Raw genomic sequence first — 12,900 nt, forward strand, 5'->3', positions numbered from 1 at the left:
CTTATAGGGGATAGGGATTAGGGATAGGGTGGAGATAAGGGTAAAGAGCGGGACTTAACAAAAAGCGTTTATTAAAGATTCTACGATGCGTAATATCGTTCGATTATTTTATTTGGATCTATTTCTGAGTAAGCGATTTTTTATCGCTTGGGGAATAACGGCATTCTTATTTTTATTAGCTTATTTTTTCCCTTGGCTGGGATTTTTACCTTATATAGCTGCTCTTACAACGACGCTGATTTTATTAGCAGATATCGCATTACTATACGCTGTAAAAAATGGAGGGGTAGTCAGTACGCGTATTGCTCCTGCCCGCCTAAGCAACAGTGATGATAACGAAATTTTTATTACAAGCAACAATCGTTATCCTTTTACTGTAAAAATAGGCATTATCGATGAAATACCTTATCAATTCCAAAAGCGCGATATTTGGTTCGAGCGAGCTCTGGAAGTTAAGGAACGGAGTACTTTTTCATACCAACTACGCCCTGTAAAACGAGGCCTTTACTCTTTCGGAAAACTACGAACTTTTGTACAATCACCCATCGGTTTTATACAACGTAGATTTAATGAAGATGCAGAGGCTAATGTACCCGTATACCCTTCTTTTCTTCAAATGCGTAAATACGAGATGTTAGCCATTTCTAATCGGTTAACGGATTACGGCTTGAAGAAGATCCGTCGTTTAGGCCATAGCATGGAATTTGAACAAATAAAGGCTTATGTTCAGGGTGATGATTATCGGACGCTAAATTGGAAAGCTTCTGCTCGTCAAGGCAGTTTAATGGTCAATTCGTACATTGACGAGCGATCGCAACATATCTATTGTATAATCGACAAATCAAGGGCAATGAAGATGCCCTTTCATGGCTTAAGTTTATTAGATTACGCCATTAATGCAAGTTTGGTATTGGCTAACATTGCGCTCAAAAAGGAAGATAAAGCCGGACTTATCACATTTGCCGAGCAAATTGGGACTGTTCTTCCTGCTGATAGGCGTTCTACACAACTTAATTATATTATGGAGGCCTTGTACAAAGAGAAGACACGTTATTTAGAGAGTAATTTGGAGATTTTATACTCGACTGTAAGGTATACGCTACGGCAAAGAAGCTTGATTATCTTATTTACGAATTTTGAAAGTGTATCTGCCTTAAATCGACAATTACCTTATTTGAAGAAAATTGCAAAATACCACTTATTGGTAGTAATCTTTTTTGAGAACATCGAGGTGAAAAACTTAAGTCAAGAAAAAGCGGAAAGCATCGAAGGTATCTATTTGAAAACAATCGCAGAGAAATTTGTCTACGAAAAAAAACTACTTGTTCGAGAGCTTGCCAGGCATGGAATACAGTCTGTCTTGACGCCACCTGAACATTTGACTGTCAACACAATCAATAAGTATTTGGAAATTAAGGCTAAGCAGCGAATTTGATGATTGTTACATTGCGAGTTATTAGTTGTTGGTTGTTGGTTATTAGTTGTTAGTGTTGGTAGTTAGTTGCGGGCAGATATCCATTGGCTATGAAAGGCCTAGGTTCATCATCGCATCATCACATTGGCTTATCGGCTAATTAACTCATTAGCTAATTAACTTATCGGCTAACCGACCGTAGGGAGCTCATGAGTGCCGAAAAAAGCAAGCACTTACGAATAGTTAACTACCTAACTATTTAACAACGGCAAAATGCTGTCGAGATAATTTCGGTCATTTGCCAATCGTGGCACCTTATTTTGTCCTCCCAATTTATCTCGGTTTTTCATCCATCGGTAAAAGGTACCTGACGGAGCCATATGTATAATCGGCGCCTTCAGTGCCATGTTTTTAAACCGTTTCGCATCATAGTCTGAATTCACTTCTCGCAGTTTTTCATCCAACACGTTTTTGAATTCCGTAAAGTCGTCCGGCTCTTTTTCAAATTCTATAATCCATTCGTGTGCGCCAGCCTCGTTATTATGGAAATAAACAGGCCCTGCTGTGTAATCGCGTACAATCGCATTGGTGATTTTACAGGCTTCTCTCAAACCATTATCGGCATTATCAACGATCAACTCTTCACCAAAAGTATTAATATATTGCTTGGTTCGGCCGGTAATCTGTATACGGTAAGGGTGTAAAGTAGTAAACTTAATCGTGTCTCCGATCATATACCGCCATAGACCGGCATTCGTCGAAATGATCAAAGCATAATTTTTACCAAGCTCAACCTGATCGAGCGTAAGCGTTAACGGGTGTTCGTCATACAAATTTTCAACAGGCAAAAATTCATAGTAAACCCCATAATCGAGCATAAGCAGTAAATCATCCGAATCTGACTGATCTTGAATTCCGAAATAACCTTCTGAGGCATTATAGTTTTCCAAATAGTACATATTATCAGAAGGGATAAGTCTCTTAAACTGCTCTTTATAGGGCTTAAAGCTCACTCCACCGTGCAGATACAGTTCCAAATTAGGCCATATCTCCAATAGATTATCTTTCCCTGTTAATTCAAGCACCCTTTTTGCCAATACTACGTTCCACGTGGGTACCCCGGATAAATTGGTTACATTTTCATGAATTACCAGATTGGCGACCCGTTCGATTTTCTCCTCAAAATTGGGATTAAGAGTTGTCTCCAAATCCGGTGTTCTATACATTTCGGCCCAAAAAGGCAGGTTTCGGATCAGAATGGCCGATAAATCACCGGAACTGGAATCTCCATTGCCAAGTTGATTTATTTTATGACTTCCTCCCAGCACAACCCCCTTTCCTGTAAAAACTTTAGCATCGGGCCGATTATGGCAATAAATAGAAAGCAGATCTTTCCCCCCCTGAAAATGGCAATCCTCTAAAGCCTCCTCACTCACCGGTATAAACTTACTCCTATCAGAGGTTGTACCTGAAGATTTTGCAAACCATTTTATATCCGATGGCCACAACAAATTTTGCTCACCTGCAATCATTCTGTCAATATATGGTTTCAGGCTATTATAGTCTTGTATAGGCACACGTTCTTTAAAAGTTTCAAGATTACAAATCGATTTATAGTCGAACTTCTTCCCCCACTCGGTTGCCTGCGCAGTGGTAATAAGGCTTTGAAACCACTCTTCCTGAACTTCATGAGGATATTTCATGAAAAGTTCAATTTGGTGGATTCGCTTTTTCATTATCCAATTAATAATTGAATTGACAATTGCCATTTTGTTATACTAGGATACTTGGTTTTAGCTACTAAAGTAGCAAATTTATTGGTTATTTGTTGTTAGTTACTCGTTGTTGGTTATTAGTTGTTAGCACAGGATTTGGTACCAGGACACCTGCCGGCAGGCAGGTACGTATCAGGATTTCCTATCCTGCGTCCTATGTCTTATATCCTCTTTCAGCCATCAGCAGTCAGCTATCAGCTTTCGGGCGGCCTGGCCGTTCTAATCATGTCGGCTCATCATCACATTGGCTAATTATTTCAGCTTTTAGCCATCAGCAGTCAGCTATCAGCTTTCAGTCGTGCTGGCCTTTCTAATCATGTCGGCTATCATCACATTGGCTAATTATTTCAGCTCTTAGCCATCAGCAGTCAGCTATCAGCTTTCAGTCGTGCTGGCCTCTCTAATCATGTCGGCTATCATCACATTGGCTCATCAACTACTTAACTACTTAACGATTCAACTACTTAACTATTTACCGGCTCAACTAACTATCCCAGTTTCTTCCTTCTCAACTCAAAATGACGCCCCAGATAATAGGTTCTCGCCATTTCATTGACCGCTATCTCTTCAGGAGTGCCCGTCAACATGATTTTTCCCTCAGTAAGCAAATAAGCTCGGTCTGTAATGGACAAGGTTTCCTGTACATTATGATCGGTTATCAGAATCCCAATATTTCGATGTTTAAGCTTATGCACAATGGTCTGGATTTCCTCGACCGCAATAGGATCGACTCCCGCAAAGGGTTCATCTAACAGAATAAAATGAGGGCTTGCCGCTAGAGCACGAGCAATTTCCGTGCGCCGGCGCTCTCCTCCTGACAGCAAATCGCCTCTGTTTTTCCTGACTTTATGTAAACTGAACTCATTGATAAGCTCTTCCAGCTTTTCTTTTCTAACCGTCTTATCCTGGTGATGGATTTCCAACACCGCCATAATGTTATCCTCAACAGATAGTTTTCTAAAAACCGAAGCCTCTTGCGCCAAATATCCAATTCCTTTTTGAGCTCTGCGATACATGGGATCTTCTGTAATATTATCATCTTCCAGATAAACATTACCTTCATTCGGCTTGATCAATCCGACGATCATATAAAAAGACGTTGTTTTACCGGCACCGTTAGGTCCTAATAATCCAACAATCTCTCCTTGCTCGACATGAAAAGACACATCGTTTACAACCGTACGCTGTTTATATTTCTTTACCAGATGTTCTGCCTTTAATATCATACTAGCTTTAAGCTTTTAGTCATCAGCTGCAAGCTTAAAGCTTACATCAACCTAATTCCCTTTAAATTTAATTGAATATTTTTTTTATCTCGCCATACGTTCTCTTCAATAGAGAAACATGCGGTAAAAGGTATTCCTTTATTAATATGTGTTATATATTCCCCTAAGCCAAATCCAATACAATCAAAGGCCGGAGCTCCTTCCTGTGTAATATACATCTTTAGGTGGTTCGCTCCTACCAACTGCGCCTCGCCTACAGAATACACATTTTTGGCAATAAAAACAGGTGCGTTGTTCTCGGGTCCGAACGGTGCAAATTGTTTTAAAACACGAAAGAATTTTGGTGTAATATCCGCTAGATGGATTTTTGCATCAATTGAAATTTCAGGTTCCAACAATTCGGGAGCGATACTTTGTGCCACTACCGCTTCAAATTTCGATTGCAATGCAGGCACATTTTCTGCTTTCATTGTTAGCCCCGCAGCATATTTATGTCCCCCAAACTGCTCTAATAGGTCACTACATTCAGATAGCGCCTCATATAAATCGAAGCCCGCCACAGATCGAGCAGATCCAGCTACATGACCGTTTGATTTCGTAAGTACAATTGTCGGACGGTAATACTTTTCTGTTAAACGTGAAGCAACGATACCAATAACGCCTTTATGCCAATCTTCCTGGTAGACGACGGTTGTTTTACGTTTAATAAGCGTTTCACTTTTTTGAATAATTTCGAGCGCTTCTGCTGTAATCCGCGCATCAAAATCCTTCCGTTGCATATTCTGTACGTCAATTAGCCCGCAACAGTTTTTTGCTTCTTCTAAACTTTTTGAAATCAATAGTTTTACCGCATCTTTTGCATGGTCGATTCTACCTGCGGCGTTGATCCGTGGGCCAATTTGAAAAATAACATCTGTTAAATTCATTTCACCGGCCTTCGTGGAAAGGTCAACCAAAGCCCTTAGTCCAAAGCTTGGATTATTGTTCAATTTCTTTAATCCGTAATATGCCAACACCCGATTCTCTCCAGTTATCGGTACGATATCCGAAGCTATACTCACCGCAACAAGGTCGAGATATTGAAAAACTTCTGCTTCCTCTAACTGATTTGTCTTTGCAAAAGCATGAATAATTTTGAAAGCGATACCGCAACCTGATAGCTCCTTATATGGATAGTTACAATCTTTTCGCTTTGGATCCAAAACCGCTGTTGCCTTGGGCAATTCGTTCCCCGGCGTATGGTGATCACCAATGATAAAATCGATGCCCTTTTGTGCTGCATACTCAATTTTGTCGACTGATTTAATACCACAGTCCAATGCAATAATTAGCGAATAGTTGTTCTCTGCTGCATAATCGATACCTTGGAAGGAAATACCGTAACCTTCTTTATACCGATCAGGGATATAATATCCTATATGGTTATAAAACCGCTTCAAAAAGCTGTAAAGTACTGAAACTGCAGTTGTTCCGTCCACATCATAATCACCGTAGACCAAGATATTTTCCTTCATGCCGATAGCCTGTTCAATACGGCGAATAGCAAGGTCCATATCTTTCATCAAAAAGGGGCTATGGAGATCGTCGAGTGAAGGCCTAAAGAATTTCCGTGCCTGCTCAAAGTCGAATACGCCTCGCTGTACCAACAATCTTGCTAAGACCTTATGTATATTAAGAGCCTTTGATAAGGAAGTAACGACATCTGTATCAACTGTATTTCTTTCAACCCACCTTTTTTGCATATACTTTTACCTATTAAACTGTATCTCTCAAAGGCTAATAAGAGAGTGACGGATACTTTGTACACGATGTAGGCTGCATGCATCTGCATTCCTGTATGACAGAGGCCCGAACACGCAACGAACACTTGTGAAAAAAAAGCATTTTGTCTAAGTTTGCGCTAATCAATGGGTAAATATACGCTTTTTTAGTTGTAAGTTTTAGGTTATACATTATACGTGGTCCAATCATTCACGGCAGTTTACTTATCACTTATAACTCATTACTTATAACTTATTCGCATGCAAGCATTCTCACTTTATGAAGGTTCCTATTCTGTTGATAGCAGCAAAAAATTTATCCCTTTCGATCCCTTAAAAGATGATCCGAAAGATCGAAAAGGCTCTTTGTTTATTCATATTCACCCCTTCCTCATCCAAACCGCTAAGGATCTGATTTTACTGGACACTGGATTAGGATATAAGGATGATCTTGGCAATCTGGCACTACATAATAATATCAAGAAGGCAGGATTTGATCCTCGTGACGTAAGTTTTGTTTTGATGTCGCACCTACATCAAGACCATGCCGGTGGTATGGTTTTCGAGCACCAAGGCAAGTTACAACTGGCTTTTCCCGAAGCGGAGTATATTGTTTCACGTGGAGAGTGGGAAACTGGTTATAGCGGAAAGTCGGGTTCTTACAAAACCGCAATTTTTGATGTGCTGCAACGTAGCGGAAATCTAGAGTTAGTGGAAGGAAATGGGCGTATTAACGACACCATTACTTACGAGCACAGTGGTGGCCATACAGAGTTCCATCAAGTATTTCATATCAGCGAGAACAATTCACATTATTTTTTTGGAGGAGACGAGCTTCCCGAACCGGAGCAGCTTCTCCGAAAGTTTGTTGCTAAATATGATTTTGACGGTAAGAAAGCTATGCAACTTCGGGAAGAATACGGAAACAAAGCAGCAGAAGAAGGATGGATCTGTATGTTTTACCACTCGACGGGAGCCCCCTTTGGCAAGGTTTCCAAGGTAGCTGATAGCTTTCGAGTAGAGCCGTTGGATAGTTAAATAGGAAAATAGTTGAGTAGAAGAAGTCGTTAGGTTGCAGAATTTGGAACTACTTAACCACTTACTATTCTACTACTGAACTATATGAAGCTAGATCAGCTGATATTGCGTGGCTACGCGGATGAGGGCTGCCGCATTTGAAACTTCAAATTTCTGCATCAGATTTCTTCGATGGGTCTCTACCGTATGCGGGCTAATAAACAGTGTTTCGCCAATTTCCACCGTTGTTTTTCCCTCCGCAATACACCGAAGCACCTCCTGTTCGCGCCTGGTAAGTTTCGGTAAATTCATGGGATCATGCAAAGCTGCTTCGAACAAAGATTGCTGCACTTCCGGGCTGAAATAGAGCTTTTTGTTTACAACAGATTGGATCGCATTGATAATTTCTTCCGCGCTTGCATTTTTTAACACATAACCATTAGCTCCATTCTGCAGCATCTTGGTAATCATGCTTCGCTCATTATAATTGCTTATGCCGATAATATGAATATGCGGATGGAGCTGCTTAATCTGTTTACACAGATCAATACCACTGATATCCGGCAAATTAATATCGAGTAAAATTACATCGATATTGTTTTCTGCTAAAAACCGTAAAGCACTTTCGCCATCATGACAGCAAGCTTTGACCGTTACCGATTCGTTATCAGACAATAAGGCCTTCATACCTTCAAGCACCACAGGATGATCGTCAACGATAAGTAGGGATATATGCTTTATTGACATTGAATTCTATATTAATTGTTGTTCCCACATTTTTTTCAGACTGAATATCCAACTGGCCATTCAAATAAGCTACCCTGTTCTTCACGTTATGCAACCCCACTCCTTTTCCTTGTTGGTCGTCGGTATCAAAGCCACAGCCATCATCTTCTACGGTAATAAAAACCTTTCCGTCGTTTTGAATACACTGCACCAGAATGGTGTTTGCTCCAGCGTGTCGCACGGCATTATTGATCAATTCCTGCAAAATACGATAAACCATAATTTGCCGATCTTTATCATCCTCTAAACTAAAACCATAGGTCTGTAAAGATATGTTTATCCCGGATCGCTCAAGATCTTCACAAAAATCGCGAAGTGCGGTTACTAAGCCAAAACGCAATAAAGTTTCCGGCATCATATTCCTAGCGATTCTTCTCAACTCGTTTACAGCTACATCGAGTTTATTAAGAATAATCCGGTGTTGCTCTTGTGCTTGCGGCTCGGGACTTACACAGGGATTTTTAGATAAAAGCAATTTTACATTTGACAGCAATCCGCCTAAACCATCGTGTAAATCACTTGCCAGACGCTTTCTTTCTTGCTCCTGTCCTTGCAACATAGCATTAAAAAATCGTATTTGTTGCTCTTTCTGCATACGCTGAAGCTGTTCTTCATGCAAATCGCACTGCTGCTTTGCTAACCGTTGTTTGTTTCGATAGAGTAAGTATCCAAGCCCAAGCAATATCAATAGGCACCCCAACACAATACAGATAAAGACCAGCATCGTTTTATTGTATTTCAAGGCCGCTGAATTAAGCTCATTTTCGGCCTTTAGTGATACGATCTCCTTTTCTTTTTTTGCATCTTCATATTTCTTTTCTATTAGGTTTATCTTTACGTTAGTCTGCTTTTCGTTCACTGTGTCGGCCAGCGCAAGATACTCTTTCAAAAGCGCAAAAGCTTTAGCTTTATTGCCGACTGCCTCTTCTACATTTACAAGGTTCCTCAAGCTAATCAGTTTATTTCGGGATAAAGGGAAGGCTTTGTTTTCGTTGTAGACGCGATAAGCCATTTCCTTTGCCTTATCGTACTGCTGATTCTCGAAATATAAATAATACTTACGGTTAAGGAGCTCGATGCGATTGTATGCTTCCTGGCGCTGGTTAGCGAAAGTGATTCCTTCGTTAAAGTTTTTCAGCGCGCGATCGAAATTCTTTTCAACATATTGTTGGTACATTCCTGCGAGGACATAGTAGTTCGTCCAGGGATAGGCTTGCGGATAATCCTTTAATTGCTTATAAGCAAAATTGAGATGTGCTTGCATTCGCTCCCGATTGGCGGGTGAAAAGTCTTCTTGATAAAGCAAGGCCTTCACGATACCTAAATGACTGTTAACAGCATCCGCATATTCATGATGATCAGCGAAAATAAGCGCTGCACGTTGAAAATAGGAATATGCCTTGTCATATTGCTTAATGTCGGCAAAAACATTACCGATATCGTAATAATTGTTTGCCAAGAGCAATGAATCACCTATTCTTTCGAGAATCGGACAGGCTTTTTCGATCAGCAATCTCAAAAAAGTCTCTGTATCGTCTTCGCGTTGACTTATAGCACCTATATTATGCCATACCCGTGCAAGATAACGCTGTGCGTTGTGGGATGTATCTGTTTCCAGTAAAGCTTTGGCTTTTTCAAATGCTCGTCGCGCTTCAGACAGATTATAATGCTCCATGTAAACCCCTGCTACATAATAATGTGCAATGGCAAGCGTTAAAGGTTCTTTCAATCGAACACTTCTCTTGAAGGCATCTTGCGCAAAATCCATCGATTTTGCTGAATCGATGTAAAGCCAGTGATCGGATAAATCCTGAAGTGCACTTATCTTCTTTCGCTCGCTCGCATCACTTTTTAGTACATTCTTCAAACTATCTTCATTAAACGCTAACCTTTGTTGCGCAAATAGCGAATAGCAGGGGAAGAACGATAAATAAAAAACTAAAAAGTAATGCATAAGCAATGGGCGACTAACAAACAAATTTATCGATTCTCTCAAGCATAATTGTAAAGAAAACAAGAATATACCTGAAAACCATTAGAATAAAATCCCGAATGTATAGGATAGCATAAAAGAAAATAAAGCTTCAATTTTGAGCCAATGGTTTTTCAAAAAATAATTCTAACTTAATGATGAAACAATTTCTTTTCCTTTCAATCTTTTTAATGTTACTCGGGGCTCTGACCATAAAAACGGCTTCAGCCCAAAGCGGAGCTCCCTACAACACCGGTTTTGGTTTGTTTTTAGATCTAGGAAACGGTGGCACTTATGTCGGTCCTCATGTAAAACATTTCTTCACGGAAAACAATGCCGGACAAGCTATGGTATTATTTGGTAACGATATAACTATTCTAGGCGTAGAATACTCTTATAACAAACAAGTTCCTAATGCCGGGGGGCTTATGTGGAACGTAGGTATTGGTCCGCAGGTGTTATTTGGCGATGGCGATACCGGATTTGCCTTCCGCCCACAGGCAGGTCTTGAATTTAAGGTTCCACAGGCTCCTTTAAGTGTTGGTTTCGACTGGCGTCCCTATTGGATAGTTTCGCCCGATTCGGAATTTGAGGCCGGTAGATTTGGGCTTACTTTTAAATACACGCTTTAAAGGTGGAAGGTTTAGGGCTTAAGGGGTAAGGTGGAAAGTTTAGGGTGTAGGGTTAGGGTTGATACTGCCCTGCACCTCATGCCCTTACCTTATACCTCACACCTAATGCCTTACACCTCGCTAAAACTTCTCCTTCATTGTTTTTTCAAGGGCAAACATTTCATCGCGAAGTTTGGCTGCCTGTAAAAAGTCCATATCCTTCGCTGCCCGTTCCATGTCTCTTTTTGCAGTATCGATTGCCTTCTGCAGTTGTGCTTTACTCATATACTGCACCACCGGGTCAGCCGCTACACTGCTGGCAGGATCCGGATCGACATAGGCCTTCGCCGCTCCTCCTTTAAAATCGGCAACCGATGTCTGTTCCATAATGGCTTCTCTTGACTTGCCGACCGTACGAGGCACAATACCATGCTCCTCATTATATTTAATTTGCTTCTCTCTTCTTCTATTGGTTTCATCGATCGTTGCCCGCATACTATCAGTGATACTATCGGCATACATAATGACACGTCCCCGGTCGTTTCTCGCCGCTCGGCCAATCGTTTGTATTAGCGATGTTTGTGAACGTAAGAAACCTTCTTTATCGGCGTCTAAAATTGCCACTAAAGTTACTTCGGGCAAATCCAGTCCTTCACGCAGCAAGTTTATTCCCACTAACACGTCAAATTCACCCAAACGAAGTCCACGAAGGATCTCCACCCGTTCCAACGTTTTTATTTCGGAGTGAATATAACGTACTTTTATTCCTAATCGGCTCATATATTTTGTAAGCTCCTCCGACATTCTTTTTGTGAGTGTAGTTACCAAAACCCTTCCTCCTTCTTTGGTTACCTTATCTACCTCATCGAGTAAATCATCAACCTGATTAACTACCGGTCGAATTTCAATGGTTGGATCCAACAAACCTGTCGGCCTAATCACTTGCTCTACCACTACCCCTTCCGTTTTTTGCAGTTCATAATCACCGGGCGTAGCGCTCACATAAATGGTTTGCGGCGCCATTGATTCGAATTCCTGAAAATTCAGCGGTCGGTTATCGAGCGCCGCCGGTAAGCGAAAACCGTATTCTACAAGTGATATCTTTCGAGAGCGGTCGCCACCGTACATAGCCCGTATTTGGGGGACCGTCACATGACTTTCATCAATTACCATTAAATAATCGTCGGGAAAGTAATCTAACAGGCAGAAGGGGCGCATACCAGGTTGTCTGCCATCAAAAAAGCGTGAATAATTTTCGATACCGCTACAATAACCTAACTCGCGCATCATCTCCAAATCATAATTTACACGCTCTTCCAAACGTTTTGCTTCGAGCATCCGACCATCCTTCACGAGTTGTTCCTTTCGTTGTACTAGTTCATCTTGTATAGCCCATAGGGATTGTGTAAATTTTTCTTTAGGCGTCACAAAAAGGTTAGCAGGAAATAGCGCTAACGTCTCCATCTTATCTAACGTTTTTCCCGATACAGGATCAATGACGCTCAGTTCTTCAATTTCATCTCCGAAGAAAGTAATTCGATAGGCGTCATCCATATAAGCCGGAAAAACATCCACTGTATCACCCTTCACTCTAAAAGTTCCCCGTTTAAAATCAGCGGTTGTTCTTGCGTATAGAATCTCCACCAAACGATGTAAAAAGGCATTTCGGCTGATGGTGGTACCAACGCCGAAGCGAAATACGGAACGTGAAAAATCTTCAGGGTTTCCCATACCGTAGATACAAGAGATTGACGAAACGACAACGATGTCTCTTCGTCCTGACATCAAGGCTGATGTTGTGCGTAAACGTAATTTTTCAATCTCATCGTTAATCTGTAAATCTTTTTCTATATAGGTATTGGAGTGAGCAATATAGGCTTCTGGCTGATAATAATCGTAGTAAGAAACGAAATAGTTTACCGCATTTTCGGGAAAGAACTGCTTCATTTCGCCATAAAGCTGCGCTGCCAAAGTTTTATTATGGCTTAATATAAGGGTTGGCCGTTGTGTTTGCGCAATCACATTGGCAATGGTAAAAGTTTTACCCGAACCGGTGACGCCTAATAGTGTTTGATAATGTTCCCCGGCTTCTACTCCTTCAACCAATTGTCGAATGGCCTCGGGCTGATCACCTGTAGGAACGTATTCAGAGGATATTGTAAATTTCATCTATTATTTTCTTTAATTGCCAATGAGAGCTCGAGTCACTAATAATTACCTTGTGTGTCAATATTATTTATATCTCGGCTTCATTGAGTGATTTATTTAATGGCCGTGGAGATTACGCTTATACAAAACTTTTTGCGTCTGTAATGCTCCAATGCTTTTTATTAATGTTC

At 40.8% G+C, this 12,900-nt stretch carries 9 protein-coding genes; 3 read left to right on the plus strand and 6 right to left on the minus strand.

Annotation, left to right across the window (positions count from 1 at the left end; all coding sequences use genetic code 11):
* The first annotated feature begins 85 nt into the window (after positions 1-85).
* Positions 86-1,435, plus strand: a complete 1,350-nt coding sequence (locus FKG96_RS00350; protein ID WP_130858132.1) for a DUF58 domain-containing protein — start codon at positions 86-88, stop codon at positions 1,433-1,435.
* Positions 1,436-1,665: 230 nt separating this feature from the next.
* Here the strand turns inward: FKG96_RS00350 and FKG96_RS00355 are convergent, their stop codons facing one another.
* The 3 genes from FKG96_RS00355 to recJ all read right to left on the minus strand — a co-directional run bounded on the left by FKG96_RS00355 (position 1,666) and on the right by recJ (position 6,157).
* Positions 1,666-3,183, minus strand: coding sequence for a GH3 auxin-responsive promoter family protein (locus FKG96_RS00355; RefSeq protein WP_013664019.1), 1,518 nt, complete (start codon positions 3,181-3,183; stop codon positions 1,666-1,668).
* A gap of 494 nt (positions 3,184-3,677) precedes the next feature.
* Entirely contained in the window at positions 3,678-4,415 is a 738-nt protein-coding gene (gene lptB, locus FKG96_RS00360) for an LPS export ABC transporter ATP-binding protein (protein WP_013664020.1), read from the minus strand.
* A gap of 41 nt (positions 4,416-4,456) precedes the next feature.
* A complete protein-coding gene (gene recJ / locus FKG96_RS00365; RefSeq protein WP_130858133.1) occupies positions 4,457-6,157 on the minus strand; it encodes a single-stranded-DNA-specific exonuclease RecJ in 1,701 nt (566 codons plus the stop codon).
* Between the two features lie 279 nt (positions 6,158-6,436).
* Here recJ and FKG96_RS00370 point away from each other — a divergent pair, with 279 nt between their 5' ends.
* Positions 6,437-7,213, plus strand: coding sequence for an MBL fold metallo-hydrolase (locus FKG96_RS00370; RefSeq protein WP_130858134.1), 777 nt, complete (start codon positions 6,437-6,439; stop codon positions 7,211-7,213).
* Between the two features lie 90 nt (positions 7,214-7,303).
* On the opposite strand, the gene FKG96_RS00375 is transcribed toward FKG96_RS00370, so the two are convergent.
* A complete protein-coding gene (locus FKG96_RS00375; RefSeq protein ID WP_013664023.1) occupies positions 7,304-7,939 on the minus strand; it encodes a response regulator transcription factor in 636 nt (211 codons plus the stop codon).
* Positions 7,905-9,845, minus strand: coding sequence for a sensor histidine kinase (locus FKG96_RS00380; protein WP_165447064.1), 1,941 nt, complete (start codon positions 9,843-9,845; stop codon positions 7,905-7,907). The genes FKG96_RS00375 and FKG96_RS00380 overlap by 35 nt, the downstream gene beginning before the upstream one ends.
* 260 nt (positions 9,846-10,105) lie before the next feature.
* Between FKG96_RS00380 and FKG96_RS00385 the strand changes: the two genes are divergently transcribed.
* Positions 10,106-10,582 (plus strand): hypothetical protein, encoded by a 477-nt coding sequence (locus tag FKG96_RS00385; protein ID WP_013664025.1) that lies wholly within the window; start codon positions 10,106-10,108, stop codon positions 10,580-10,582.
* Between the two features lie 120 nt (positions 10,583-10,702).
* On the opposite strand, the gene uvrB is transcribed toward FKG96_RS00385, so the two are convergent.
* Positions 10,703-12,730, minus strand: a complete 2,028-nt coding sequence (gene uvrB, locus FKG96_RS00390; RefSeq protein WP_013664026.1) for an excinuclease ABC subunit UvrB — start codon at positions 12,728-12,730, stop codon at positions 10,703-10,705.
* Between the last annotated feature and the right edge of the window lie 170 nt (positions 12,731-12,900).

The organism is Olivibacter sp. LS-1, assembly GCF_008245145.1.
GTDB classification, from domain to species: Bacteria; Bacteroidota; Bacteroidia; order Sphingobacteriales; family Sphingobacteriaceae; genus Olivibacter; species Olivibacter oleidegradans.

Bases quoted from the DNA above. Each gene is read 5' to 3' on its own strand.
- recJ (WP_130858133.1), bottom strand. From the start codon at position 6,157: ATGCAAAAAAGGTGGGTTGAAAGAAATACAGTTGATACAGATGTCGTT.
- lptB (WP_013664020.1), bottom strand. From the start codon at position 4,415: ATGATATTAAAGGCAGAACATCTGGTAAAGAAATATAAACAGCGTACG.
- FKG96_RS00350 (WP_130858132.1), top strand. From the start codon at position 86: ATGCGTAATATCGTTCGATTATTTTATTTGGATCTATTTCTGAGTAAG.
- FKG96_RS00370 (WP_130858134.1), top strand. From the start codon at position 6,437: ATGCAAGCATTCTCACTTTATGAAGGTTCCTATTCTGTTGATAGCAGC.
- FKG96_RS00385 (WP_013664025.1), top strand. From the start codon at position 10,106: ATGATGAAACAATTTCTTTTCCTTTCAATCTTTTTAATGTTACTCGGG.
- FKG96_RS00375 (WP_013664023.1), bottom strand. From the start codon at position 7,939: ATGTCAATAAAGCATATATCCCTACTTATCGTTGACGATCATCCTGTG.
- FKG96_RS00355 (WP_013664019.1), bottom strand. From the start codon at position 3,183: ATGGCAATTGTCAATTCAATTATTAATTGGATAATGAAAAAGCGAATC.
- uvrB (WP_013664026.1), bottom strand. From the start codon at position 12,730: ATGAAATTTACAATATCCTCTGAATACGTTCCTACAGGTGATCAGCCC.